Origin of the sequence: Sulfurospirillum sp. (genome assembly GCF_036802865.1) — a bacterium.
Lineage (GTDB): Bacteria > Campylobacterota > Campylobacteria > Campylobacterales > Sulfurospirillaceae > Sulfurospirillum.
This window is the reverse complement of record NZ_DAIRVK010000002.1, coordinates 463,985-490,537: the sequence shown is the minus strand read 5'-3', so window position 1 is coordinate 490,537 and position 26,553 is coordinate 463,985. Positions and strand designations below refer to the sequence as shown.

Below are 26,553 nucleotides of genomic sequence, written 5' to 3'. Positions count from 1 at the left end.
TTTTTGGGAAGAAATGATTAATATTTCGCTATAATCTGCACGATATTTTTATAGGGGAAAGTTTCATGCTATCAAAAAGAATTCAAGTGTTATCACCCTCTTTGACTTTAGCAATTACTGCTTTAGCAAGAGACCTTAAGGCTCAAGGAAAAGACATTCTTAGCTTTTCTGCTGGCGAGCCAGATTTTGACACACCGCAACGTGTGAAAGATGCTGCAATTGAAGCTATTCAGGCTGGTTGTTCAAAATATACTGCTGTCGCAGGTACGCCTGAAGTTCTTAAAGCGGTTGCAAGTAAACTGAAGCGTGAAAATAACCTCGATTACAAACCTTCTCAAATTGTAGTCAATGTTGGTGCAAAGCACTCATTGTTTAACATTTTTCAAGCGATTATCAATGAAGGTGATGAAGTAATTATCCCCTCTCCTTATTGGGTTACGTATCCTGAAATTGTTAAATATTCTGGTGGTACACCTGTTTATATTGAGACCGATGAAACAACTGGTTTTAAAATAACACCAGCTCAACTTAAGTCTGCCATTACACCTAAAACAAGAGTACTTTTGTTTAATACTCCATCAAATCCAACAGGATCAGTTTACTCAAAAGCTGAGCTTGAAGGTTTGGCCGAAGTGCTTAAAGGAACAAATGTTTTAGTGGTTTCGGATGAAATGTACGAAAAGATATTATTTGATAATCTTAAATTTACTTCAGTAGCTTCTATTAGTGAAGATATGTTCAATCGAACCATTACAGTTAATGGCTTAAGCAAATCAGTCGCTATGCCAGGTTGGCGTTTTGGCTATTTGGCCTGCCCCATTAAAGAAATTGTAGATGCTATTGTAGATCTTCAAGGTCAAAGTACTTCAAATATCAACTCTATTACCCAAAAAGCTGCTCTTCCTGCACTTAATGGTCTTGTGGATGATGATATTGAAGCTATGCGTGTTGCTTTTGAGCGTCGTCGTAATATGGCATATGATTTATTGAATGACATTAAAGGTCTTTCAGTGATGAAACCAGAAGGTGCTTTTTACCTTTATGTCAATATTAAAGCAGTTGAAAGTGATTCTATGAAATTTTGCTCAAAACTACTTGAAGAAACAGGTGTTGCAGTTGTTCCTGGTCTTGGGTTTGGAAGTGATGGTTACTTTAGACTTTCATTTGCTACGGATGATGCAACTATTAAAGATGGCATTGGACGCATTAAAAAATTTGTTGAGAACTACAAATAACCTATTTTAGGGTGCTTTGAAATAAAGCACCCTCCTCTTTTAAAAAATTCCACAAAAGTCATACGGTTTTGGTACAATTCTGACATTATTTTTACATACACAACATTATAAAGGTTTATAGAGATGAATAAATATGTCATCACACTTGCAAAAACATGTTTGGGCTGTAAAAAGCCATCATGCCGTACTGGATGTCCTGTTGGTACACCGATTCCTGAAATGATTCGTCTTTTTCTAGCAGGAGAAATTAAACAAGCAGGCAAAATGCTTTTTGATAACAACCCACTTTCTGTTATTTGTTCGATGGTTTGTCCCCATGAGAAACATTGTGAAGGTCACTGTATCCTCAATAAAAAAGGAACAGCTGTCAGTGTTGGAAGTATTGAAAATTATATTTCTGATCTTTATATGAATGATCTTCAATTTGAAAAGCCCGTATCCAATGGTAAAAAAGTTGCAATTATAGGTAGTGGTCCTGCGGGCATTGCTTTAGCAGTTATTTTAGGTGCGAAAGGGTATGACATTACGATGTACGATGCTCACGATAAAATCGGTGGTGTCCTTCGTTATGGTATTCCTGATTTTAGACTTAATAAAGAGATCCTAGATACAATTGAGACAAAATTGCGTCAATTAAATGTCACAATTCGCCCGAATATCACGATTGGTAAAAATATCACAGTGGGTGATCTCTTCCGTGATGATTTTAAAGCAGTATTCATTGGAACAGGCGTTTGGGCTCCTAAAAAACTTGGTATTAAAGGTGAAAGTTTAGGTCATGTTCATTTTGCTATTGACTATCTCAAAAATCCTTCTGTTTATCAATTAGGACATAGAGTTGTTGTTTTAGGCGCTGGTAATGTTGCTATGGATGTTGCAAGAACAGCGGTGAGACATGGTGCTAGAGAAGTCATCATTATGTACCGTAAAGGTATGGAAGATATCCCTGCATCGCATCATGAAGTCGAATGTGCCAAAATAGATGGTGTTAAATTTGAACTCTATAAACAACCTGTAGAAATTAACGAGCAAGGTGTTATTTACTCTAGCACAGATGGTAATGGTGAAGAAGGATTGATGGAAGCGGATTCTATTCTCATTGCTATTAGTCAAAGTCCAAAAGATAACATTGTTCAAACAGCGAAGCAAATCGAAGTTGATGGTAAAGGTTTAGTTGTGACCGATGAGAGTGGACGAACAACGATGGAAGGTGTTTTTGCTTCAGGTGATGTTGTAACAGGGGCTAGAACAGTTGTTGAAGCAGTGGCATTTTCAAAACGTGTGGCGATTGCTATTGAAGAGTATATTGATACATTATAAGTAAAAGAACGTTTGGTATGTAAAGTTTACATACCAAACGCTTTAAGATTATTTTGATTCTGTTCCAAAACGTGCTTTTGCATCTTGAAGCGCTGCAATAAGCTCATCAAGGTTTTCATAAGGGATATGCGCTTTCCAATCTGGCTCTTCTCCATTTTTTTTCAATGCAATACCAATACTTACAACTGGAAATGATCCATTTCCATAGGGTTCTTCCAAATGAGAAACTGAAATAATTCCATTTTTTGTTCCCGCTAATGCAAATTTAGTGAGTATAGTGTTTTTTCCACCCATGATGTGATCCTTTTAATTCTTTTTAAAAAATTTAGCTATTTTTGCTTGTGTTTTAAGCCACTCACTTTGTAAAGAAAGTGGGAAACCACCGTAAATTTTACCGCCCTCAATTGATTTTGAAACGCCACCGCGTGCAGCAATGGTTGCAAAATCACCAATTTCCAAATGACCAGCTGTCGCACTTTGTCCACCCATAACAACATTTCGACCCAATTTGGTTGAGCCAGAAATACCTGTTTGTGCTACCAAAATACTGTATTCACCAATCTCACAGTTATGTCCAATCTGAACGAGATTGTCAATTTTTGTTCCTTTTTTGATGATGGTTGATCCAAAAACAGCCCTATCGATCGTGCTATTAGAACCCACTTCAACATCTTCTTCAAGAACAACATTACCACTATGATGAATTTTAATATGCTCACCCATCTTCGTATGAGCATAGCCAAAACCATCACTTCCTATAATAGCCCCTGCTTGAATAATGCAGTTGTCTTTGATGATTGAATCATCGTAAATCACAACATTCGGGAAAATTTTGACATTCTTACCAATACAAACATTCGCACCAATAGTGACATTCGGCATAATATCAGCACCTTCTTCGATGATGGTATTACTACCAATAACTACATGTAGCGCAATGTGACTTTTTGCTGAAATTTTTGCGGGGATGGATGTATCAAAAGCTTTTTTGGCAAAATAAGCACTAGCATATGCCATGCTTAAATGTGGATTGTCGCTGAAAAGTGCTTGAGAAGTTTTTGGAAGATGCTCTTTGTAAGCAGGAGAAAGGATAACCACCCCCGCTTTTGTATTTTCTAAGTCCGTTAAAAATTTAGGATTTTCAAAAAACGTAATGTGAGAGGAAGTCGCCTCCTTCAGTGTTGAAAAGGAGGTAACTTCGATATCAGAACCCGAAAATTCAAGCGAAATCGCTTGAGCAAGAAGGCTTAGTTTCATTAAATATCCATTGCGACAGAGCCGCTTCTTACGATGTCAGTTGGGTTATATTTTTTAACTGCTTTTAAAAAGTTATCGATACGATCATAATCATCTGCGACCATAACGACGATAAAATCCTCACCACTACTTGCAATCGTTCCATTATAAGCTTTAAGCATGGCATCTAGTCCATTAAAATCTTCGCTCAAAGGAATTTTAACCAGTGCCATTTCTTTCTCAACAAATTGACCCGATTCAATCACTTTATAGGTTGGAATCAGCTTGTGCAACTGTTTAACAATTTGCTCTAAAACAGGCGCACTTCCTGACGTTACAATCGTCAATCTGGATAGATTTGTTTTGGGAATAGGAGCAACGGTGAGCGAGTCAATGTTGTAACCACGTCCTGCAAACAGACCTGATATACGTGATAAAACACCATCTTCGTTTAAAACAATAACCGATAAAACTCTTCTCGTATATTGTTCCATCTCTTACTCCTTATACTCAAGCATCATATTGTAAAGCGTTCCACCTGCTGGAACCATTGGTAAAACATTCTCAAAACGATCGACTTGAACATCAATCATACAGACAGTATTGCTCTCAACTGCCTCTTTTAGGGCTTTATCAAACTCTTCTTTGGTTTTAACTCTAAAACCACGTCCTCCAAAACTCTCAACTAATTTGACAAAGTCAGGTTGAACTGAAAGATCAGTTGATGAGTAACGTTTGTTATAGAAAAACGTTTGCCATTGACGAACCATACCTAAAAATTGGTTATTGAGGATGATATTTACCACAGCAACTTTGTTTTCAACGGCTGTCATCAATTCTTGAATATTCATCAATATTGAACCATCACCGGTAAAGTTAATAACCGTTTTCTCAGGCTTTGCTACTTTGGCACCAATGGCTGCTGGAAGACCATAACCCATGGTTCCAAGTCCGCCACTGCTGAGCCATTGACGAGGGTATGAGAATGGATAAAACTGTGCTGCCCACATTTGGTGTTGCCCAACATCCGTACAGATGATAGCTTTATCGCCAAGCAGTTGCCCTACGCGCTCAATTGCCCATTGTGGTTTGAGAATTTCATTTGAATCTTCATATTTTAGAGGATGAATCTCATTGTAGCGCTTTAATAGATCACGCCATGGTTTGTATTTATTCTCATCAATTTGCTCTTTAGCTAGAGGAATCATCGCTTCTACAACGTTTTTAAGATCCCCAACAATTGGGTAGTCAATCGGAACAATTTTACCAATGCTACTAGGATCTATATCGACATGAATGATTTTGGCGTGTTTTGCAAATTCACTTAATTTTCCCGTAACTCTGTCATCAAAACGTGGTCCAAATGCAATCATAAGGTCTGCTTCGCTCATCGCCATATTGGCACTGTAACAGCCGTGCATTCCTAGCATTCCAAGTAATAATGGGTTTTCATCACCCATAACACCACGTGCCATTAAAGTTTCAACAGCAGGGATACCACAGATTTTTGCAAACTCTCTTACTTCTTCACTAGCATTAGAGTTAATTGCACCACCACCGATATAAAGAACCGGTCGTTTTGCCGCAACAATGGCTTCAATCGCTTTTTTGATCTGGCGAGGGTTGCCTTTATAGGTTGGCTTATAGGTTTGCATTTTAATTTCACTAGGATACGCAAAGTGACCAATCTGTGCCGTGACATCTTTAGGAATGTCCACATGAACAGGACCAGGTCTGCCGCTTCGAGCAATATAAAAAGCCTCTTTTAAAATACGTGGCAAATCTTTTACATCTTTAACTAAATAGTTGTGTTTGACACAAGGACGACTAATACCAACAGCATCGATCTCTTGAAATGCATCTGTACCTATCATACTAATAGGAACCTGACCGCTGATAACCACCATAGGAATCGAATCCATATAAGCTGTTGCAAGACCTGTGACGGCATTGGTAAAACCAGGACCACTGGTTACAAACGCAACCCCTACTTCGCCCGTTGCACGTGCGTAACCATCCGCTGCATGAAGTGCAGCTTGTTCATGTCGTGTAAGAATATGTTTAAAATAATTTTGTTTATAAACTTCGTCATAAACATTCATTATAGCACCACCAGGATAGCCAAAGACGACGCTGACATTCTCCTTACGTAGTGCTTCTATGACCATCTGGGAACCGCTTAACTCCATGACCTCTCCTTTCATATTTTTATATTTTGGGTACTAAAACTTACCGAGCATGTCGGTAAATATTGATTTTTTACAAGACGTATTCTGTAAAAAAAGTGGGTTATTATAGCAAATAAAGATTAAAGAAGGCTCTTTTTTAGGGGATTTTTTATGATTTTTCCAAATTGTAACACTGTTCAAGGGCTACTCCCTCTCGTAGTCCATCATCAACAACAATACAACTATCAAAATCAAGTTTTCGCATCATTGCTTTAACGATTAAAATGCCAACAATAACCAAATCACGACGGTTAGTGCCAGTGTAACGCTCTGCATCTTCTTCATTCATCATCGTTAATCGCTCATAGGCAACGTCAAAATCTTCTATATGCAAAATTTTACCGTTTATTGTATTAGCATTATAATGTGCATAATCAAGACCTTCTAAAAAAGCGGCAACCGTTGTTGGTGTTCCTGCAGTTGTTACTAATTGTAAAAAAGTGGAAGAAATATCTGGTTGAGTTTGAATAAAAGTATTGATAGACTCAACAATACGGGTCACATGGTATTCAAGTTCACTCTTATATCGCTCAGCAATATTGATAATACCAAAAGGAAAACTATGAGATTGTTTGATGCCATTTTTACAAAAGGTAAGTTCTGTTGAACCTCCACCAAGGTCAAATAAGGCATAAGTTTGGTGTTCATATCCTTCACGTTTGAGTGCATTTTCAACAGCGAGTGATGTTAAGTAAGCTTCTCTTTCTCCCGAAATAATCTGAAATATAAGTCCAAATGTTGCTTCTATTTCTCGTAAAATCTCTTGTGCATTGGAAGCAATACGCATTGCTTCCGTTGTTACACAAAAACAGCGCTCATGTTTAAAATCAAAGAGTTTTGAAGCTTCAAAAAGGGCATTAAAGATATTCTCTTTAGACTGCTGGCTAATGAAACCTGTTAGATGTAAATCTTTAGCCGTTCGTACAATTTTTTCAAAAGCTTTAATGCGCGTTTTACTTTGACACTCTATTTGAACAATACGTAGCGTATTAGAGCCTAAATCACAGCCAATCATTGCAACCTATCTTTTTCTAAAAAGCTTTATAATGGCACTTAAAACAGCGCGGATAAGCCCAGTAAAAATGTAAACAATCGTTGTATAAAGAAGTGGATGATACGGCATCTTGTTTGCACTTAAATTGTTTAAATGTTCAAGAGGATGTGTAAGCCATTGGTTCATGTGCATTCCTAACGCTAGGAATAAAAAAATGACAACAAAAATGAGAATTTCTCTTTTAAACATTAACCCTACTTCATAAAAATAAAAATTGAATAAATGATTTTAGGAAAAGATAACTTAATACTAGGTTGAATAATATTACATTATGAGGACAATTTTAGAAGATTATAAACAACTAAAATAATCAGGTATAATTTTTTTAACCAAGGTAAGCCTCAGATTGTTAGAAGTAAAATGGGGAATCACTCAACAAAAAGGATGGGCAAACTATGAAATCAGACAAAATCATTGAGGATATACTCTTTGAGATTGAGAAGCATGAAGGTGGAATGTCTCGCCGAAATGCGATGAAACTTTTAGCAGCATCACCAATTGCTGCAAGTGTCTTGGCAAGTGCAGCAACCGCAACAGAAGCGCATGCTTCAAGTTCCAATGCAACGGGCAAAATTGTTATTGTAGGCGGTGGTCTTGCAGGTGTTGCTACAGCTGCAAAACTGACACAAAGACTTGCTAACCCCGATATTACGCTTATTGAGCCAAATCCAAAATCAGTTTCGTATCAACCTGGGCAAACGCTGATTGCTGCTGGTGTATGGCAAAAAAGTGATATTGAGTATGAAACAGCTAATTTTATACCCAAAGGCGTAAAATGGATTAAGGACTCAGTTGTAAGTTTTGATCCGACAAATAATAAAGTGAAAACAGCAGATGGTACAGAAATAAGCTATGACTATTTAGTTGTTGCTATGGGCTTAATACTTAATTTTGGTGCAATTAAAGGGCTTGAGGGCGAAATTACCTCTTCGGGTGCTAATGACGTTGTACGCAAAAAAGTGGGTAAAGATGGCGTTTATTCTGTCTATTTTGCCGATGGTGCTGTTGATACAAAAAAAGGTATTGAAGAGCTTATTGCCAAAGCTAAAGCGCATAAAGGAAGTGAAAAACTTCAAGCAATTTTTACCGATCCAGATACGGCTATAAAATGTGGTGGCGCTCCTAAAAAAATTATGTATATTACCCATGATTTACTCACAAAAGCAGGTGTAAGAGATAAAGTTGAATTAACTTTTTGCCCCTCTGGTGATAAAATGTTTGGTGTGCCTGAATACAATACCGCCATCTTTGAGCAATTCAAAGTAAGAGACTTCAAATGGGAATTTAAAACCAATTTAGTGGCCATTGATACGGAGAAAAAAGTAGCGACTTTTGAGAAAAAATGGCTTGAAAAAGGTGAATACGATGAGGATCTCAAAGAATACACCATGATTTCTATGAGTAAAAATGTTGAGAAAAAGTATGATTTTATTCACATTACTCCTCCTCAAAAAGCACCAGATTTTGTGGGTAAATCACCTATAGGTTCAAGCAAAGGTTGGGTTCCTGTTGTAAAAGAGACACTTCAGCATGTAACTTATAAAAATGTCTTTGCACTTGGCGATGTTGCTGCTGTTCCTATGGGGAAAACAGGCGGAAGTGCTCGTAAACAATACAATGTTGTTGCCGAAAACTTAATTGCTGTTATGGAAAAACAAGAAAAACTCCCTGCTGCCTATGATGGATACACCGTTTGTCCTTTGATCACGAGTATTGGAACAGTTGCTTTACTTGAATTTAACTGGACAGCTAAACCAGCACCATCTTTTCCTCTTGACCCAACACAAGAACGCTGGATTTGGTGGTTACTGAAAGTATATGCGCTCAAACCAATGACAATCTACGGTATGCTCTCTGGTAGAGCCTAATTTTGTTTACGATACATAAAAAGGAAAAACTTATGAAAAAAATTAGTTTAGCACTCTCTCTCGTCGTTGCATTGGTTGTTTTAAGCGGATGTGGCGATAAACCAAAATCAGATATTATGAAGTATAAATACACCCCAGCACAAGTGTATGCAGAGACATGTTTACACTGCCATGGTCCAAAGGGTGAAGGTGTTGCTGAGAAAAAAGCACCTGCACTTACGAAACAAAGTGTTCAAGAGCTTGAAATGTCACTCTTTGACATTAAAAATGGTGGTCTTGGTCAGTCAACGGCAACCGAACATGATGTTATGGAGCATAATATGAAAAAATTGGCTGAAAAAGGTTACGACTACGATATTAAAATGATGGCAAATTATTTGCACAATACATTTTACGTCAAATAAAAATTAATATGATGTTTTTTGATGTCTCTTTCGCATCAAAAAACATCTGAAAGTCGATGATGAATCCAAGACTCAATGAAGTTTTTGTTTGGCCATTATGTACGCGTATCATTCACTGGATTATAGCATCATCCTTTTTTCTTTCATTTGCCACTTCATTTTATCATCATCTGTTTAGATGGCACCTCGCTTTTGGTCTTATCTTTGGTATAGTGTTGTTTTTTCGTCTTATTTGGGGATTTGTTGGTCCAAACTATGCAACATTTAAAACCTTTAAACTTAACGCAAAAGAACTTCAAATTTATTTTCAAGAAAAAGTACACAACAGATGGCGTAAAATTTATGCTGGACATAATGCTGCATCAAGTTGGTTTACACTTATTGTCTTAGGCTTGGGAAGTTTGATTGTTAGTAGTGGGTTTGTACTGCAAGGTACACAAGAAGCAAGTGGTATTTTAGGTAGTTTGAACGAACACTATTATTATGTATCTTCGTATCTTTTTTTTGCACATAAATTACTTTCTTATTTTCTTTTGATGTGGGCTATTATTCATATTATAGGTGTTTTGATTGAGCAGTTTTATCATAAAACGCATATGCTTTTTGCGATGATTACAGGTTATAAAAAAGCGGAAGGCAAGCATGCTCAAATCTCTCTCATTCGTCATACTTTTGCCTATGCTGTTATCTTTTTTTCTCTTTATACCCTCTATGTTGTAGCTTATCAAGAAACATTTGTGACACAAAGTAGATTTCAAAAACGAGATTTTCAAATGGAAAACAGTACTTTTTTTGAAAAATGTAGCAAATGTCATAAAATTTACCCACCTTTTATGTTACCAAATGACTCATGGATACGACTGATGGATGGGCTTAATAACCATTTTGGCGAACAGATTACAGAAAACAATATTACAAAAAGTGAACAAACCACTATCAAAGCGTATCTTTTAACGCAAAGTGCCGAACAATCTACACATAAAATCGCTTTTAAAACATTGGAGTCTTTAGGTGAAATGCGCCCTATTTCTATGAGTAAAGTACCTTACTGGAGAGAATCACACAAAGGAATTGATAAAACTATCTATAAACAGTTAGGTATAAAGGACGCTTCAAATTGTTTTGCATGTCATCCTGATTTTGAGTATGGTGTGTTTGATAATACACGGATTCATATTCCCAAATGAGTGTGAAATTCTTTTGAAACCATATTTTCGTTATAATCACTCATAAAAAACAAAGGAAACATCATGCTTCTAGGCGTAAATATAGATCATATTGCAGTGCTTAGGGAAGCACGAAAGATTAATGATCCCGATCCACTAGATGCAGTGTCACTTGTTAAACGCGCTGGAGCCGATCAGATTACAATTCATTTACGAGAAGACAGACGTCATATTAATGATAATGATGCTTCTAAGATTATTGCAACTTCTCAGCTTCCTATCAATTTAGAGTGTTCTATCAATCAAGAGATTATTGATAAAGTTATTGCACTTCGTCCTCATCGTGCAACGCTTGTACCTGAAAAGCGTGAGGAAGTGACAACAGAGGGTGGTTTAGATGTAGTTAAAAATAAAGAGGTTATTAAAAAAATTGCTCAAAGACTCAAACAAGAGCACATAGAACTTTCACTTTTTATTGATCCTAATAGTGCGATGATTGAAGCTTCAAAAGAGATTGGAGCGGAGTGGATTGAGCTTCATACGGGACTTTATGCCAATATTTATGCGATGCTCTATTCTAATCTTTCAAACTCTTCACATAGTATCAAAGCCCTTGAATTGGATCGTGCAACATTGCATGCAAAGCTTAGTGAAGCAACCCATGAATTAGAGCATGCTTCCAAACTTGCACACCAATTAGGTCTTAAAGTAGCCGCGGGGCATGGACTAAATTATCAAAATGTGAAACGTATTTTAGAGATTTCTGAGATTACTGAGCTCAACATTGGTCAGAGCATTATTGCACGTTCTATTTTTGTTGGGTTTGAGCAAGCTGTCAAAGAGATGTTAGGATTAGTTCGATGAAAAAAATTGCTATTAGTATTGGGGATTTAAACGGCATTGGTTTAGAGATTGCGCTTCGTGCTCATGAAGAAGTCAAAAAACATTGTCATCCTATTTATTGTATTAATGAAAATATGCTTGGTTGGGGTGCTGCACTTTTAGGAGTTGATGTTCCTCATGACTTTGAGATACGCGATTGTGGTAAAGTTTTTGAAATAGAAGCAGGTGTCTGTTCTGCCGAAGCGGGTGAAAGCTCGTATGATTCGTTTATTACCGCAGTAGCCTTAGCAAAAAGCAATGAGGTCAGTGGCATTGTAACCCTTCCTATTAACAAAGAGTCATGGGCAATGGCAGGACTGGAATACAAAGGTCATACCGATGCGCTCAGCGACCTGCTTGGATGTGAAGCTATTATGATGTTGGGATGCGAGGAAATGTTTACGATTCTCTACACGCATCACATCCCGCTGCGCGATGTTCCTCATGAAATAAAAGCAAAAAAGCTCAAACCTTTTTTACTGAAGGTGTATGAAGAGATTGGTGAAGAGCGTATTGCTGTTTTAGGATTAAACCCTCACGCGGGGGATCATGGTGTCATTGGTGATGAAGATGAAGAGATTGAAAAAGCGATTTTAAAAGCCAATCATTTTTTAGAACGTGAAGTTTTTGTAGGTCCTTTTGTGCCTGACATGGCATTTGCAAAAGCCAATCGTGAGAAGTTTCGCTATTTCATCTGTATGTACCATGACCAAGGACTTATACCTCTTAAAACACTCTATTTTGATGAAAGCATCAATGTAAGCCTTAATGCAGGCGTTATACGAACATCTGTCGATCATGGTACAGCTTTTGATATTGCGTATAAAGATGGTAACCCTTCGACCCTCAGCTATGTGAATGCGGTTAAGGAAGCGGTGAAACTTGCAACCGGAAAAGCGATATTAACATTTTAATTCAAGTAATACTAAGACTAGAGATGTAATAATAATACCAGATTTAATTGAGTAATATTTGCTTATTACTCAATTATTATTTTGGATTTATATCTTTGGAGGTTACGTATTATGCATATCCCAGATGGTTATCTTTCCCCTATTACCTGTATTGCAACCTATGCGGCTGCTTTACCTTTATGGGTTATAGCGTTTAAAAAGCTCAAACAACAGCTCGATGAAACAACATTGCCGCTTATTGCCTCTTTGAGTGCCCTGAGTTTTATCATTATGATGTTTAACATTCCTATCCCCGGTGGCACGAGTGGACATGCTGTGGGTGCATCATTAATTGCTATTCTATTTGGACCGTGGGTCGCTTCTTTATGCGTAAGTTTAGTGCTTCTTATTCAAGCCCTTGTCTTTGGTGATGGTGGCGTTACAACATTTGGAGCCAATGCATTGTTGATGGCATTCGCCTCTTCCTTTTCTTCTTACTTTATTTTTAAAATGTTCAAAACCAAAACATTTGCACCGTATATCAGTGGTTGGATTGGTGTTGTGTGTGCTTCTCTTGTTCTGACTCTTTTGCTTGGTATTCAGCCACTGATCGCAACTTTAGATGGTCAGCCTCTTTATTTTCCTTTTGGCTTTGCGATTACTTTTCCTGCAGTTGTAGGTTCACATATGCTCTTTTTTGGTGTTGTTGAAGCTATATTTACAGGAATTGCCTATCGTTATATTGTTAAAAATCGCATTTATAAAGGAGCAACCGCATGAAAAAAATTCTCTATCCAATGTTGATTATTTTTATACTGATTCCTTTAGGCCTTATTAGCGAAAATCCTGCATGGGCAGAGTGGGATAATGAATATTATCAAGAAGCCTTAGGATTTATTCCACAAGGGATTGAAAATGCTCTACATGTAAAAGCACTTGCACCAGATTATACGATAGAAGGTATCAATGATATTTTGGCTTATTATCTCTCTGGTATGATAGGTATTGCTCTTATTTTTGGAATTTTTTATTTGCTTGGAAAAAAACTTGCGCGATAGAATCCTTTTTGGGTTCTATTTTTTAGGGCTATTGGTCATTCTCTCTAGCCATTCTTTTTATCTTTTAGGTTTTTTTGCAATTATTTTACTTTTTTTAGCAAAGAGAGAATGGTTTAAGATGCTCAAAAAAGCCCTAAAATCCATTTTCTTTTTCAATATCGCTATTAGTATTGGTTTTGTGTCGATTGCCCTACTCCAACAAAAACCTTGGATTGAGTATTTACTGCTTTTTAACTTACGTGTTTTTGATTTGACCTTGACGACAATGCTCTTTTCGCATTATGTCAATATCGCTTTAGCTCTCTCGTTTTCCAAAACCTTGAGCTTTCTGTTGAGTATTTCTCTTTCTCAAATTTACAGTTACCAAAAAAGTTATGAAAACTTTATGTTGGCACTCAAAAGTAGGCTCATAAAAAAGATGGGCGAGCGTGCTAAAAAAGAGTTTATTACCTCTGTATTTGGTTATTTTTTTACCAAAGCGTTGTATGATAGCGAGGAAAAAAGTTTGGCACTCAAAGCAAGGGGATTTTTTGATAAAAGTTGAAGATTTAGCGTACCAGTATGAAACAAAATGTGTTTTGGACAAACTCACTTTTGAAATTAAAGCGGGTGAAAAAGTTGTTTTGCTTGGCAATAACGGCAGCGGTAAAAGTACACTTCTTCGCATTCTTGCAGGTCTTTATTTTGGTGAGGGAACTTACACGTATAAAGAGCGTTTGATTACCAAAAAAAGTGTCGATAAATCATTTCGTAAAGAGATCGGCATTTTATTTCAAAACCCTGAAACGATGATGTTTAATCCAACGGTATATGATGAAATCGCTTTTGGACTACGTGAGTTTGACATTGTAAACGTAGAAGAACGCGTTCATGCTATAGCCGAAAAATTTCGCCTGAGTGAATATTTGCAAAGCTCTCCGCTTAAACTGAGTGGTGGTGAAAAACAAAAAGTGATGTTATGTGCTATTTTAGCTCTTGAACCACAATTTTTGCTCTTAGATGAACCGACCGCCAATATGGACCCCAAAACAACAGGATGGTTTGTGGATTTGCTCTCTGAGATGAACATTACAACACTTATCTCAACACATAATATCTCTTTGGCATATGAATTAGGTGATAGAGCGCTTGTTCTTAATGACAAACATCAACTTATTTATAATGGTGAAGTAGAAGCACTGATGCGCGATAAAAAGATATTAATTGAGGGAAATTTGTTACATATTCATGCCCATAAGCACAAAGATTTTAATCATTCACACTACCATATGCACCATTTTTAGGCGTTGGTTAGTTTTACATGTAATGCTTGAAGCGCTAGAAGAGTGGTTCTTTCTTCGGCATTGTCAAGTACCATGTCTATATGACGGGGCTTTTTGTACACTAAATCATAATATGCCACTAAAAGTATCTTCGATACTTCTGCTAAATCATGGTTCTTATAAGCCAAAAGAACTTCTTCTTTGACACTTTTTTTAATATAAGGTGAGATCATTTGCATGGATTGGTTGAAAAAAGTGGCTGTAACAGCATGGTAATCTTTTAGAATTCGATCTACTCTTTGCTCTAAAGGTGCGGTAATCTCCACACGATACCCTTGTAGCATACGTTCATGCAAGAGGGATGGAACAGTACATTTACCCATTTTTTTACTCTCTGCTTCAATGAAGATATAGGCATTGGGATCAATTTTACATAAAATTTCGCATAAAATATTTTCAAAGGCTTTTTGGCTGGGTTGTTCTCCTTTTATACTTCCAAAACTAGAACCAAGATGATTTGCCAATTTTTCAAGATCAATAGAAGGATGAAGTGTTTGTAATAGTTCGCTCTTGCCACAGCCTGTATTACCACCAAGAACTATAAAATGGTGGTGGGGTATATTTTCAAGATACGTGAGTACATGAAAACGATAGCTTTTGTAGCCACCTTGTAGCCTGTAGACTTGATAGCCAATATGAGAGAGTATGATAGCAATAGAGCTTGACCTAAGCCCTCCCCTTGCACAATAAATACCAATTTTTGAGCCTATGGTATAAGACTTTGCGATCTCTTCAAGATGCCGTGCAACATTTTGACAAATATAACGCGCTCCCAGTATTTTGGCATCATTGCGTGAGACTTGTTTATACAGTGTACCGATTTCTTGATGCTCGGCATCATTTAAGGCATAAAAATTTTTGGCATTTGGAATATGTGATTCACAATACTCTTTAGGACTGCGTGCATCGATGAGAAGATCAAACGTTGATTTTTGCTCGACAAAGGCATCAATGCCTAACTCACTTAGCATGAAAGGTACTCTGGAACAAGCCCTTTAAGATGTTTATAGATTTTTTCAAAATCAGTACCATACACTCGGGTATCTGCAATAGTCGTAATAAAATTAGTATCTCCAATCCATCTTGGAATGACATGATAGTGAACATGCTCCGCAATGCCCGCTCCTCCACTTTTTCCAAGATTCATACCAAGGTTAACCCCGTGTGCTCCAATGCCCTCTTTCAGCATTTTGACACAGCGCTGAACCATCAAAGAGATGTGCAACCATACTTTTGGTTCAAGTTCTTCCATTGCATCGGTATGATGATGTGGAATCACCATAAAATGCCCTGGGGAGTAAGGATAGCGATTCATCACGATAAAACAGAGTTCATCACGGTATAAAACATGATGCTCGTTATCTCGTTCAGGATGTGCAGTAATGTTGCAAAAGACACATCCTTCTGGTTTTTCACTAAAGTAAACATCACGCCAAGGAGCGTACATGTAATTCATCAATCAACCTTTTTTATTGCTTCAAGTGAGGCTTGAATATCTGGCTCTCTCATAAAATATTCACCAATCAAAAAGGCGTCTGCACCAACTTTACTTAAGTGCTTAATCGTCTCTTTATCGTTTAATCCACTCTCTGCTACAATGATTTTTCCCTGAGGAATAAGAGGCATTAATTTTTCCGTTAAACTCATGTCCATCTCGAAAGTCTCAAGGTTGCGATGATTAACCCCAATGATATTGGCTCCTGCAAAGATCGCCTTGACAAGGTCTTCTTTGTCATGTATTTCGACTAAAACTTCAAGTCCAAGTCGTAATGCATACTCTAAAAGATGCTTCAATTCGGATTTTGTGAGTGCTTTTGCAATCAATAAAATGAAATCAGCCCCATAAACAAGGGCTTCAAGAATTTGATACTCATCAATAATAAAATCTTTACGTAACAAAGGCGTTGGTACATAACGGCGAATCTGTGTTAAATACTCAAGGTTCCCTTGAAAATAGTGTGGTTCTGTTAAAACTGAGATCGCATCAGCACCACCTAGTTCATACGCTTTAGCGATCATTAATGGATCAAAATCAGCTTTAATAACGCCTTTACTAGGACTTGCTTTCTTTACTTCAGCAATAATCCGGTAAGGATTCTCGGGTGTTGCTTTGAGATAAGGCTTAACATCACGTGGCATAAAAGGATTAAATGCAAGGCTTCGACCCAACCAGTCAATTGTATACTCTTTTTTCTTTTTTTCTAAATCTTCACGAGTACGCTTGATAATTTCATCTAAAATCATTGTGCTTGTTTCTCTTTCAAACATTTTTTGATCGCTTCAATATGTGCAGCAACCTCTTCTTCCATGACATTTTCACCAAAGTATTTCATAATATTATAAGCCTCTTCGCATTGACCTTGTTTATAATAACCCCAAGCAAGAGAGTCAAGATAATACGGTGAATTTGGCTCTAATCGTAGTGCTTCTTGAATCAGTGAAATACCTTTTGGAATATCGATATTATGATCGATCAATAAATAACCATAGTAATTAAGATAAACTGAATCTTTGAGTAAACTGGTCACTTCGTTGAACTTTTGAGATATGGACTGAATGACTTCAGTTGAAAGCTTATTTTTGTTTATTTCATACTCATAAATAGCCATTTTCCCTAGATAATCAAGGTTTTTGCTCTCTTCATAGAGTTTTTCAGCTAAGGCATAAGCTTCTGTAAATTTTTTCTGAGTTGCATAGATTTGAAGAAGCGTATCTTTGTTGATTTGTGCTTTTTCTAAAAAGTGTGTTGCCCCTTTGACATCTTTGACATACATCATAAGCTCAACAATTTTTTTAGCGATTTCTTCCGTTTGTTGCTCTTTGTAGAGTTTTTTATACGTTGCAATTAAGCCTTGAACATTACGATCACGTCCATAAATTTCGATCAATTTAAAACAGGTATGCTCTCCACAACCTTCCATATTGGCATAGGTTTCTAAGTAAGCCACAGCATCGTCTTTACGACCTAAAAAGCGGTACAAAAGTTCAACAATATTAAGCATCAACTCTTCATTTTGCTCTTTTTTATAGGCACTTTCAAAATATTTGAGTGCTAAGTCATAGGCTTTCATTTGTAAATATAGATTACCTGCGATACTCAAATGCTGTACTGACTTATCGTACTCAATAAGCTTAAGAATCTCTTTTTCGGCTTCTTCATAACGTTTCTCTTTAACCAGTTGTCCAACTAATAGACGGTTAAAGTTTTTTTCATCAGGATATTTACGAACCCCTTGCATAATAAGATTACGTGCATCAGGATCATTCAAAATAAAAGCAAGCCCTGCATCTTCAGTAAGATAAATCTTCTTTTGACTCTGTTCATAAAGCGCATGGTAAATTTTACGAGCATTAACATAATCACCATTTTGTTGATAATTTAATGCTTGGAAGATAAGATTGTCTTCTTCTTCAAAAACTTTTTTTGTAGTTTCATTGGTAACAATTACCTCTTTAGTGGCGCATCCTGCCAATAAAAAAAGAACGACTATAAGCGAATAATACCGGGACATTCTGTAACTACCTCGTCAATATTTTGTTTGAAATACTCCCAAAATGGGAATGTACGGCACTGTGAAGGGCGCACGTCGTAGATACGACACATCTTTTTTTCCATATCAAAAAAGACGCAACCATAGCCGCCTTCGTACGCGATCTCTTTAATCGTGAAACGATAGCGAATTTTTAGTAAATACTTATTGATAAACTCCTCTTTAGATAAAGAAAGTTTTTCAGCAATTGCACTGATCTCTTCAGGACTCACCCAGATGTATCCACTTTCCCCTACACAACATTTTCCTGAACAGTTTTCACAGGCTTTAGGATTAAATGCGTAAGGGTACCCTTCAGCCTTCATTAGGTTGTCCATGTCACACTCTGTGTTCGAGATTGCTCAAAAATAGCTTTAACACGCGGCGTAAAATTGTCACCTGTATAGATAAAAAGTGGTGGATGAATTTTACAAAGTGTTTTAGAATTTTTACGGGCACGAATCAGTACCAAAGAAGCCTCTTTATCCTCTTTAGGATGAACAAAGCAGATATCTTCAACATTAAGTCCATTTCCCAGTAATGATGCCATAAGTGTATCAATTTGTTTCGCATCATAGCAGAAACAAAAATATCCCCGATTGGAAAGTGTTTTGGTGGTTTTCTGAGCAAAGGCTTCAAAAGGAAGTGCGCTGCTATGGCGACTTAAGAAGAGTGCATCATTCGTATTTTTAACACCTCCCTTATGGTAAAAAGGAGGATTGGATACGATCATGTCAAATTTATGCTCAAATTTTGTCTGTAAAAAATTGTTACATGTAAAGCTTTTGATTGATGTGTTATTGGCTTCGGCATTTGCCTTCGCGATGACGCAATTTTGTTCTTGGATGTCTAAAAGGTGCATTTGAATACTTGGAAAATCGCGTTTTAGTAAAAGTCCCAAAATACCACAGCCACACCCAACATCTAGTATTTCGCCTTTGGGTGTAAATGAGGCGATAAAATCGTAAAGTAAAAGCGTGTCGCTGTTGTAACGATACCCACGTTCAGGTTGAAATAAATTCATATTTAATGATACACCCTGATCTGGAAGCCTTTTGCTTTATCTTGCTCAATATTTGAAAGTGCGTAGCTGATTTTAGCACCCTCACCTACATAAGATTCAACAAGTTCACCACCCGCTTTGGCACGTGCTTTTCCAAGTCCAATATTTGCAAGCCCACTAATTCGGTCAATTTCAGCATCTTCAACGCCTACTTTTTTATTTTTGATCAGTTTTAAAGATGCAAAGCCACCATTATCGACAATAGGCGCAACTTCAAAGAAATACGTACTGTCATATTTCGAAAGGAATGTTTGAACCTCTTTTTTACATGTTTCAGAAATGGCATTGACACCTGTGCCCATATCGGTACAGGTCACTTTGTCAATCATTGTTAGTTTCTGGCCTTTAGAAGCAGGTGCTGATGTTTTAGCCGTAGCTATTTTTGGTGTTGTTGTCTCTAAAAGTTTAATTTTTTCATTCAATGTTTTAATGATTTGATCATTGGAAGCCATACGCTTATTAAACTCATCTTGGTTTTGTGCCAAAATACTCTCTTTTTGTTTCAACTCTTTTTCAAGTGCAATAATCTTGAGCGTTTCATCTTTTTTACTTGCTCCAAGTTGCGTCTCTTTTGCTTTTAACTCAGCTTGCAATGCTTTGGTTGCTTCAAGATGTTGAAGTTCTTTCTGTTTGAACTCTTCTTTGATTTTTGTCAAGTTCTCTTCCAATGAGGCTTTAATTGCTTCTGTCTTTTTATAATTCTCTTTATTGGCAATTATCGTTGCCTCTTTTGCTTTGAGCTCTTTTTCTAACGCTATACTTTTAAGCGTCTCTTCTTTTGAAGAAGATGCAAGAAGACTCTCTTTCGCTTTCAGGTCTGTTTGCAATGCTTTCGTTGCTTCTAAAGCTTGTATTTGTTGTGCTTTAAATTCTTCTTTTAACTTGACAAGTTTCTCTTCATTGGAAGCTTTTTGTGCTTCAATTTTTTTCATCTCTTCTTTACTTGCCAAGAGTTGCATCTCTTTTGCTTTTAACTCTTTTTCCAGCGTTATACTTTTGAGTGTTTCCTCTTTAGAAGAAGATGCTAACTGAGTCTCTTTCGCTTTAATTTCACCTTTGAGTGCTTTAATCGCTTCTAAGTTTTGAAGTTGTTGCTGTTTGAAATCTTCTTTGAATTTAGTAAGATTTTCATCTGTTGAGACTTTCAGAGCTTCTATTTTTTTGGTTGCTTCTTTGTTGGCAACCAGTGTTGCCTCTTTAGCTTTAATCTCTTTGTCTTTTTCTTTGATAATGTCTAAGTATTCGATCTCTTTGCGGCGCAGTTCGTCTTTGAGTCCAACCATTTTTGTATCTTCATTGAGGCGATTTTTCTCAAAAGTTGCCACTTTTGCTCTTAGCTCTTCCACATTTTTATTGGTTGCTTTGGTAGCATTGTCTTCAGCATCTTTGAGTTTCACTTGTAATGACTGTATCGCACCTTCATTGCGGGCATTCTCTGTTTGAATTTTTTGAACTTCAATGGCTTTAGCTTTAATCTCTTTTTCTAAAGTGGCTATTTTAAGTGCTTCTTCCTTTTTATTTAACGCAATAGCAGACTCTTTTTCTTTTAGATCTGCTTGAAGAAGTTGTATTTTAGCGAGGTAGTCACCTTCTTTTTCTCTCGTTCGCATTTTAAGGTCGTCTAAAGAAGCACGAAGCTCTTTGAGTTTACCTTCATCGCTCTCTTTTATTTTTTGACTCTCTGTTTTAAACGCGACTATTTGTGTTTTTAAGCCTTGAAGCTCTTTTTCTTTCTCATCATTTTTAAGTTTAAGTTCATTGTTCGCAGAGGTAAGTTCATTGATATGAAATTGTATACGCTCCCCGTTCTCTTTTGCCGTTGCCTTGTATTCATTGAGTTGTTTATCAAGCTTATCAACTAGCTCTTTTTTAGATGCATCAAAATTGGCAATTTTTTCATTAAACACTTTATAATTTTTATTGTGAATTTTGTCATTCTCATCAACACGTTTTTTAACTTCTGCTTCAAAGTTCAATTTTTCATTATTTAAAGATACGATTTTATCGTTCAACTCTTTAATAGAATTTTCTCTTTTAGCAATCTCTTCTTTGAGTTTTAAGATAGAAACATTAAGGGTTTTTTCAATATTTTGAGCATTTTCTTCAAGTGTTTTATTGGCAATAGTAAGTTCTTTATTAAGTCTCTTTTCGTCTTCAAGATAGGTTCTGAATTTGTTAAAGTCTTTTTCACTCTCAAGCATTAAAGCATCAATATGTTTTTTGGAACTTGCAAGTTCCGTATTGATGTTTTTAATTTTTTCTTCTTGAAATGCCATTTTTTTAAGATGATCCTCATCTTGCAAAGCCATATCTTGACGATTTTTGGCAATGAGTTTTTCAGTATCGACTTTGAGCTGTTCAATCGTATTGGTGTATTTGCCAATCTCTTCTTTATGCTTTTGCTCGTTAATAACCAATGTTTGCGTCTGTTTGCTCATAAGATCATTTTTCTCTTTTGCGGCAAATACAATCTCTTCTTTGAGCTTATTAATTTCATCTTGTTTACGTGCAAAAGCATTTTTGGCTGTTTCATTGTTGGTATTGATTTGTTCATTTAAAAGAACAATTTGGTCATTTAAAAACTTTATTTTTTCTTTATAATCGCCCAGCTTTGCTTGTTCTTCTTCACGTGCTTTTTTGATAGCTAAATGTTTTTTCTCTTCATCTTCAATTGCTTTCGCTTTGAGTTCTTCGATTTGGCTTTTCAGCGTATTAGCTTCAATATTGGCTTTTTGAGCGATGATAACATTCTCTTTTTGTACTTCATTGATTTTCATGGTTAGATCGCTGATGTTTCGATAATGTTGTTGCTCTGCTTCATTGAGACGTTCAGTATTTTTATTTGTCCATTGATTACGTTGTTCTTCAAGTTCGCTTTGTTGGTCATCTATTTTTTTAGAAAGCTCATTCTTCTCATTTGCCAATAAAAGATTGTCATGTTGAACAAAAAGCAATGTCTTTTGCAGGCGATTAATCATGCGCTTAAAATCTTGTTTGGTCAGCTCAGAATCAGCAATAGGCTTTCCTTGCTCATCAAGGTATTCATCTTCAAAGAGATTGCCATCTTTACTCTGCTCTATCGTTGCGTCTTTGTTAATGTAGTGCTTTTGTTCTTCAAGGGGAAGATCACTAAATTTCACATCACTTTTGCTGATATATTGTTCACCTAAGTCATCAAAAGAGACTCCGCCAAAGTTACTGTAACGAGCAGTTGCGAGACTTCCAACCACAATGATTGTGCCAAGCACTATATTAATAATCTGCGAAGTAGAGAGAGCAATTTTTGCCATTAAAGAGATGCCTTAATTTATTTTGATTTTAAAATATGTGTCATAATGTGGTATGCATGATTAAGTGCAATAGCAATAGATCCACCACTTTTAACTGCAATATCACCTGCTAAATAAAGCCCTTTAGTTTTGGTTTCAAAATTTTCATCAAATTCTGCTTTTCCCTCACCATCAAATGTAATACCACATTTTTTAAGAAAATCAACCGGTGTTGTTCCGCCAATAGCGTAAATAACGCGATCATAAATCGTATGATATCCATCGGTAAAATTGACTTTTACTAAACCATTTTCATTTTCGATTGATACAATATCCATACCAAGGCGCAAACGGAGTTTTTCTTCACCATTGTATTCATGAATCATAGAGAGGTTAATGTCATTAAGCCTGCTAAAGGTGTCACGACGGTAATTCACGGTTACATTATTGGTTTTTGAAAGCTCAATGGCATATTCAATCGCAGAGTTTCCGCCACCAACGATGAGAAGTTTCTCACCTTGTGAACATTTATCAAGGTTAAAGTTAATACGTTCTTTAAGTGAAAGAGGCAGTGTATAGTCAGGTTTGTTTGGCTTTCCCATTGTTCCAATGGCAACAATGACGTACTTTGAACGATATCCAGCTTTAGTCGTAACAATATGAAATTCATCGCCCTCTTTTGTAATACTCTCAACTTCACTGTTAAATGCAGAGTCAATCTCTCCTTTATCAAGAAGTGAGTCAAAATAATTTAAAGTGCTCTCTTTAGTACCATCACGAAAATCAATATTTCCATGAAGTTCGATCTCTTGACCTTTATAGTTTTTGTCAACTCTTTTGTTGTCTTTGTAGAACTTGCGAATCGTTTGTGAATGGTTATCGCCTTTTTCGATCATCATAATATGTTGAAGACCAAGCGCCTTAGCTTCAACTGCTGCACCAATACCACCAGGTCCACCACCAATAATGACTAAATCGTAAATTTGCTGCATTCTTATGTCCTTGTGTAATTATCTTCTAATGTTAACTATTATACCCCGAACTTACTTATGACATATTAAATACAAAAGTGGTAAAATCTTCGATAAATTCCATTTTAAGGGAAAAAACGTGCAAACTTTTCTCAAACACGCTAAAGCTGCTAGTCGTATTATTGCAACACTTGATCCCAAAACAAAAATTGATGTTTTGATGGATATGGCAGATATTTTAGAAGCACATAGTGAAACCATTATAAGTGAGAATCAAAAAGATTTAGAAGAGGCAAAAAACAATAATCTCAGTGCTTCACTGGTGGACAGACTTTTACTCAACACCAAACGCATCAGTGAGATGGCAAAAGCAATTCGTGAAATTGCAGCCTTGAAAGAGCCTGTTGGTCGTGTCTTAGAAGGTTGGGTTGTACCTAGTGGTATAAGGATTGAAAAAGTAAGCATTCCTATTGGTGTTGTAGGTATTATTTATGAGAGTCGCCCCAATGTTACCAGCGACACGGCGGCGCTTTGTTTTAAAAGTGGTAATGCCTGTGTTCTTAAGGGTGGCAAAGAAGCATTTTACAGCAACGCAATCATCGCTTCTCTTCTCCAAGATGTTCTTGAAAAATATAACCTTCCTAAAGAGATTATTTCACTTCTACCTGATTCGAGTCGTGAAGGAGTTGCAAAGCTTATTAAAATGGATAAATTCGTCGATCTCATCATTCCTAGAGGCGGTGAAGCACTGATTCGTTTTGTCAGTGAAAATGCCACTGTCCCCGTAGTCAAACATGACAAAGGTGTTTGCCATACGTATGTGGATAAAGAGGCGAATTTAGAGCAAGCCATTGAGATTGTACTGAATGCAAAATGCCAACGACCAAGTGCATGTAATTCGCTTGAAACACTTTTAGTGCATGAAGCTATTGCCAAGAATTTCTTACCACGTATGAAAGAAGCACTTGATCTTACGGGTGCTGATATAAAAGGCTGTGTCAAAACACAAAAACTTTTACATGTCAAGCCTGCAAATGATGAAGACTTTCATACAGAACACCTAAGTAACGCTCTTTCGATTAAGATAGTTGAGAGTATTGATGAAGCCATTGCTCACATTGCCGAGTTTGGCTCTTCGCATTCTGAGGCAATTTTAAGTGAAAACTACACAACATCAGAACGCTTTTTAAACGAAGTAGATGCTGCTTGCGTGTATGTCAATGCTTCAACGCGCTTTACCGATGGTGGCGAATTTGGTTTTGGCGCTGAAGTGGGCATCAGTACCAACAAACTTCACGCACGAGGTCCAATGGGCATCAATGATCTTACTACCTATAAATTTAAAGTCTATGGTAAAGGTCAGATTCGCGCATGAATACAGAGGTTTTGCGTATTGAAAACCTTACTTTTGGATACCCAAATTCCAAGCTTTTGTACCATGACTTCTCTTTAGCGGTCAATGTGGGAGAAGTCGTTTCGATTTTAGGAGCGAGTGGAAGTGGAAAGAGTACTTTGTTTGAGTTGATTGCAGGAAATCTGAAAGCAAAAAATGGCACGATCACGGCACTCAAACTCTCACAAATTTTCCAAGACCCCTACACATCATTTCATCCGACTTACACCATTATCAACCAAATCAGCGATGTAGCACACCTTGAAGGACTGCATCAGCTTTGTCATTCACTTGATCTTGATCCTGATGTTTTGGCTCAAAAGCCCCATCAACTCAGTGGTGGACAGCTACAAAGATGTTCTATATTAAGAGCATTATTGATGAAACCTTCCCTTATTTTAGCCGATGAACCAACTTCGGCACTCGATAATATAACAGGGTTACATGTTATGCAACTGTTGATACAGTTTTTAGATCGTGTTGGCATTTTGCTTATAACGCATGATAAAAACTTGGCATCATGGTGTAGCGATAAAATGATTGAATTAAAAAATTAAATATTTTATTTTTAAAGCGATTCATTGTAGGATTGCACAACTCAAAAGAAGGATAAATAATGCCAAAAATTTTCACTTCACAAACATTTAGTCCCGAAGAACGTGAATCTCGCAAAGATTTTATCGATAAACATACGCCTTATATTTTTTGTGATGGCATACCACAAAAAGGGGTGCCCTTATTTGTGCGTGTTCGTGTTGGAAGTGAACATGCCCATATTGATGATTTTAACCACTATATATCAACTATTACGCTCTTCGATGCTGATCATATGCTTGCTAAAGTTGAACTGGCCGCTTGCATTGTCAGTGCTGATGAACATCGTGGTAATGCAGAAGTCGCTTTTTCAATTGTACCCAATAAAGATGTCTATCATTTCAATGCCCAATGCTACTGTACCAAACACGGTTTATGGCAAAGTGAAGATGTCGAAGTACGCGTAAATGAAAAAAACTAAAAGTTATTGGGAGTTATATGCACGTTATTATTGATTGGATTGTACAGACGGTTGGAGCTTTAGGCTACCTTGGAATTTTTGTTATGATGCTTATTGAAAGTAGCATTTTTCCGCTTCCAAGCGAAGTGGTGATGATTCCTGCTGGGTACTTGTGTGCTAAGGGTGAGATGGAGTTATGGATTGTGATTTTGTTAGGAACTTTTGGCAGTATCGCAGGAGCATTGTTGAACTACTATTTGGCTGTAAAATTGGGTCGAAGGCTCATTTTAAAGTATGGACATTATTTCTTTTTTAAGCCTGAAACCTTAGAAAAAGTAGAACGTTTTTTCAAAACGCATGGCTCATTTTCAACATTTACAGGAAGGCTTATTCCTGTTATTCGTCACTACATATCGCTTCCAGCTGGCTTGGCACGTATGAACATTGGCATCTTTTGCTTTTACACAGGATTTGGTGCAGGCATTTGGGTCAGTATATTGACATTTTTAGGCTATTTCTTTGGCCAGAACGAGGCATTGTTGAACGAACACTTACATACGATCACCATTGCTGTTGTTGTTTTTATCATCATTGCTGCAATTATTTATATTGCGATTCATAAGAAAAAAGAACGTAACCACAGGGCTAAAAAGTTCTAAAAGGAGAG

General features: G+C 36.8%; 29 protein-coding genes. 15 read left to right on the top strand and 14 right to left on the bottom strand.

All coding sequences use genetic code 11. The features are described from left to right. Positions 1-65 precede the first annotated feature (65 nt). Together V7Q04_RS06840 and V7Q04_RS06835 are read left to right on the top strand one after the other, a co-directional pair. Positions 66-1,235 (top strand): pyridoxal phosphate-dependent aminotransferase, encoded by a 1,170-nt coding sequence (locus V7Q04_RS06840; RefSeq protein WP_333804208.1) that lies wholly within the window; start codon positions 66-68, stop codon positions 1,233-1,235. 123 nt (positions 1,236-1,358) lie between these two features. Next, positions 1,359-2,555: an NAD(P)-dependent oxidoreductase gene (locus tag V7Q04_RS06835; protein ID WP_333804207.1), complete on the top strand. Its 1,197-nt coding sequence runs from the start codon at positions 1,359-1,361 to the stop codon at positions 2,553-2,555. Between the two features lie 48 nt (positions 2,556-2,603). On the opposite strand, the gene V7Q04_RS06830 is transcribed toward V7Q04_RS06835, so the two are convergent. The 6 genes from V7Q04_RS06830 to V7Q04_RS06805 all read right to left on the bottom strand — a co-directional run bounded on the left by V7Q04_RS06830 (position 2,604) and on the right by V7Q04_RS06805 (position 7,199). Next, positions 2,604-2,849, bottom strand: a complete 246-nt coding sequence (locus tag V7Q04_RS06830; protein ID WP_333804206.1) for a hypothetical protein — start codon at positions 2,847-2,849, stop codon at positions 2,604-2,606. A 12-nt stretch (positions 2,850-2,861) separates the two neighbouring features. After that, the gene (gene lpxD / locus V7Q04_RS06825; RefSeq protein ID WP_333804205.1) at positions 2,862-3,812 is read right to left on the bottom strand and encodes a UDP-3-O-(3-hydroxymyristoyl)glucosamine N-acyltransferase; all 951 of its coding nucleotides are present in this window, start codon (positions 3,810-3,812) and stop codon (positions 2,862-2,864) included. After that, positions 3,812-4,285, bottom strand: coding sequence for an acetolactate synthase small subunit (ilvN, locus tag V7Q04_RS06820; protein WP_333804204.1), 474 nt, complete (start codon positions 4,283-4,285; stop codon positions 3,812-3,814). Before ilvN ends, lpxD begins: the two co-directional genes overlap by 1 nt. A 3-nt stretch (positions 4,286-4,288) precedes the next feature. Beyond that, entirely contained in the window at positions 4,289-5,980 is a 1,692-nt protein-coding gene (locus V7Q04_RS06815) for an acetolactate synthase large subunit (protein ID WP_333804203.1), read from the bottom strand. 148 nt (positions 5,981-6,128) lie between these two features. Continuing rightward, a complete protein-coding gene (locus V7Q04_RS06810; protein ID WP_333804202.1) occupies positions 6,129-7,034 on the bottom strand; it encodes a Ppx/GppA phosphatase family protein in 906 nt (301 codons plus the stop codon). A 6-nt stretch (positions 7,035-7,040) separates the two neighbouring features. Then, complete coding sequence (locus V7Q04_RS06805; protein ID WP_333804199.1) at positions 7,041-7,199, bottom strand: hypothetical protein; 159 nt, start codon at positions 7,197-7,199, stop codon at positions 7,041-7,043. Positions 7,200-7,468: 269 nt separating this feature from the next. Here V7Q04_RS06805 and V7Q04_RS06800 point away from each other — a divergent pair, with 269 nt between their 5' ends. From V7Q04_RS06800 to V7Q04_RS06760, 9 genes are all read left to right on the top strand, one after another. Next, positions 7,469-8,941, top strand: a complete 1,473-nt coding sequence (locus V7Q04_RS06800) for an NAD(P)/FAD-dependent oxidoreductase (RefSeq protein ID WP_333804198.1) — start codon at positions 7,469-7,471, stop codon at positions 8,939-8,941. Positions 8,942-8,973: 32 nt separating this feature from the next. Next, the gene (locus tag V7Q04_RS06795) at positions 8,974-9,345 is read left to right on the top strand and encodes a c-type cytochrome (RefSeq protein ID WP_333804197.1); all 372 of its coding nucleotides are present in this window, start codon (positions 8,974-8,976) and stop codon (positions 9,343-9,345) included. A gap of 59 nt (positions 9,346-9,404) precedes the next feature. Next, positions 9,405-10,532 carry a cytochrome b/b6 domain-containing protein gene (locus tag V7Q04_RS06790; RefSeq protein WP_333804196.1) on the top strand — a complete coding sequence of 376 codons (1,128 nt, stop codon included), beginning with the start codon at positions 9,405-9,407 and terminating at the stop codon, positions 10,530-10,532. 63 nt (positions 10,533-10,595) lie between these two features. Further along, a complete protein-coding gene (locus V7Q04_RS06785; protein ID WP_333804195.1) occupies positions 10,596-11,375 on the top strand; it encodes a pyridoxine 5'-phosphate synthase in 780 nt (259 codons plus the stop codon). Then, a complete protein-coding gene (gene pdxA / locus V7Q04_RS06780; RefSeq protein ID WP_333804193.1) occupies positions 11,372-12,307 on the top strand; it encodes a 4-hydroxythreonine-4-phosphate dehydrogenase in 936 nt (311 codons plus the stop codon). Before V7Q04_RS06785 ends, pdxA begins: the two co-directional genes overlap by 4 nt. A gap of 111 nt (positions 12,308-12,418) precedes the next feature. After that, positions 12,419-13,066, top strand: coding sequence for a cobalt transporter CbiM (cbiM, locus tag V7Q04_RS06775; protein WP_333804192.1), 648 nt, complete (start codon positions 12,419-12,421; stop codon positions 13,064-13,066). Continuing rightward, positions 13,063-13,344: a PDGLE domain-containing protein gene (locus V7Q04_RS06770; protein WP_333804191.1), complete on the top strand. Its 282-nt coding sequence runs from the start codon at positions 13,063-13,065 to the stop codon at positions 13,342-13,344. Before cbiM ends, V7Q04_RS06770 begins: the two co-directional genes overlap by 4 nt. Next, complete coding sequence (locus V7Q04_RS06765; protein ID WP_333804190.1) at positions 13,334-13,888, top strand: hypothetical protein; 555 nt, start codon at positions 13,334-13,336, stop codon at positions 13,886-13,888. Before V7Q04_RS06770 ends, V7Q04_RS06765 begins: the two co-directional genes overlap by 11 nt. Continuing rightward, a complete protein-coding gene (locus V7Q04_RS06760) occupies positions 13,875-14,627 on the top strand; it encodes an energy-coupling factor ABC transporter ATP-binding protein (protein ID WP_333804189.1) in 753 nt (250 codons plus the stop codon). The genes V7Q04_RS06765 and V7Q04_RS06760 overlap by 14 nt, the downstream gene beginning before the upstream one ends. On the opposite strand, the gene mnmH is transcribed toward V7Q04_RS06760, so the two are convergent. From mnmH to V7Q04_RS06720, 8 genes are read right to left on the bottom strand one after another with little or no spacing between them, the layout of a single operon-like run. Beyond that, the gene (gene mnmH / locus V7Q04_RS06755; protein WP_333804188.1) at positions 14,624-15,637 is read right to left on the bottom strand and encodes a tRNA 2-selenouridine(34) synthase MnmH; all 1,014 of its coding nucleotides are present in this window, start codon (positions 15,635-15,637) and stop codon (positions 14,624-14,626) included. The genes V7Q04_RS06760 and mnmH overlap by 4 nt on opposite strands. Next, entirely contained in the window at positions 15,631-16,122 is a 492-nt protein-coding gene (locus V7Q04_RS06750; protein ID WP_333804187.1) for an HIT family protein, read from the bottom strand. Before V7Q04_RS06750 ends, mnmH begins: the two co-directional genes overlap by 7 nt. Continuing rightward, positions 16,122-16,910, bottom strand: coding sequence for an indole-3-glycerol phosphate synthase TrpC (gene trpC, locus V7Q04_RS06745; RefSeq protein WP_333804186.1), 789 nt, complete (start codon positions 16,908-16,910; stop codon positions 16,122-16,124). The genes V7Q04_RS06750 and trpC overlap by 1 nt, the downstream gene beginning before the upstream one ends. Further along, the gene (locus V7Q04_RS06740; protein ID WP_333804185.1) at positions 16,907-18,178 is read right to left on the bottom strand and encodes a hypothetical protein; all 1,272 of its coding nucleotides are present in this window, start codon (positions 18,176-18,178) and stop codon (positions 16,907-16,909) included. The genes trpC and V7Q04_RS06740 overlap by 4 nt, the downstream gene beginning before the upstream one ends. Next, entirely contained in the window at positions 18,154-18,534 is a 381-nt protein-coding gene (locus tag V7Q04_RS06735; RefSeq protein ID WP_333804184.1) for a YkgJ family cysteine cluster protein, read from the bottom strand. Before V7Q04_RS06735 ends, V7Q04_RS06740 begins: the two co-directional genes overlap by 25 nt. Then, positions 18,522-19,220 (bottom strand): tRNA1(Val) (adenine(37)-N6)-methyltransferase, encoded by a 699-nt coding sequence (locus V7Q04_RS06730; RefSeq protein ID WP_333804183.1) that lies wholly within the window; start codon positions 19,218-19,220, stop codon positions 18,522-18,524. The genes V7Q04_RS06735 and V7Q04_RS06730 overlap by 13 nt, the downstream gene beginning before the upstream one ends. A 2-nt stretch (positions 19,221-19,222) precedes the next feature. Continuing rightward, the gene (locus tag V7Q04_RS06725) at positions 19,223-22,549 is read right to left on the bottom strand and encodes a hypothetical protein (RefSeq protein ID WP_333804181.1); all 3,327 of its coding nucleotides are present in this window, start codon (positions 22,547-22,549) and stop codon (positions 19,223-19,225) included. A 17-nt stretch (positions 22,550-22,566) separates the two neighbouring features. Further along, positions 22,567-23,520: an NAD(P)-binding domain-containing protein gene (locus tag V7Q04_RS06720; protein WP_333804179.1), complete on the bottom strand. Its 954-nt coding sequence runs from the start codon at positions 23,518-23,520 to the stop codon at positions 22,567-22,569. Between the two features lie 118 nt (positions 23,521-23,638). On the opposite strand from V7Q04_RS06720, the gene V7Q04_RS06715 reads away from it, so the two are divergent. Genes V7Q04_RS06715 through V7Q04_RS06700 form a run of 4 tightly spaced genes read left to right on the top strand, consistent with a single transcriptional unit; the run spans position 23,639 to position 26,545 of the window. Next, on the top strand, positions 23,639-24,874 hold the full coding sequence (locus V7Q04_RS06715; protein ID WP_333804178.1) for a glutamate-5-semialdehyde dehydrogenase: 1,236 nt from the start codon (positions 23,639-23,641) through the stop codon (positions 24,872-24,874). Continuing rightward, complete coding sequence (locus tag V7Q04_RS06710; RefSeq protein ID WP_333804177.1) at positions 24,871-25,449, top strand: ATP-binding cassette domain-containing protein; 579 nt, start codon at positions 24,871-24,873, stop codon at positions 25,447-25,449. The genes V7Q04_RS06715 and V7Q04_RS06710 overlap by 4 nt, the downstream gene beginning before the upstream one ends. Before the next feature lie 59 nt (positions 25,450-25,508). Then, positions 25,509-25,907 carry a desulfoferrodoxin family protein gene (locus V7Q04_RS06705; RefSeq protein WP_333804176.1) on the top strand — a complete coding sequence of 133 codons (399 nt, stop codon included), beginning with the start codon at positions 25,509-25,511 and terminating at the stop codon, positions 25,905-25,907. Between the two features lie 17 nt (positions 25,908-25,924). Continuing rightward, entirely contained in the window at positions 25,925-26,545 is a 621-nt protein-coding gene (locus tag V7Q04_RS06700) for a DedA family protein (protein ID WP_333804175.1), read from the top strand. The last annotated feature ends 8 nt before the right edge of the window (positions 26,546-26,553 follow it).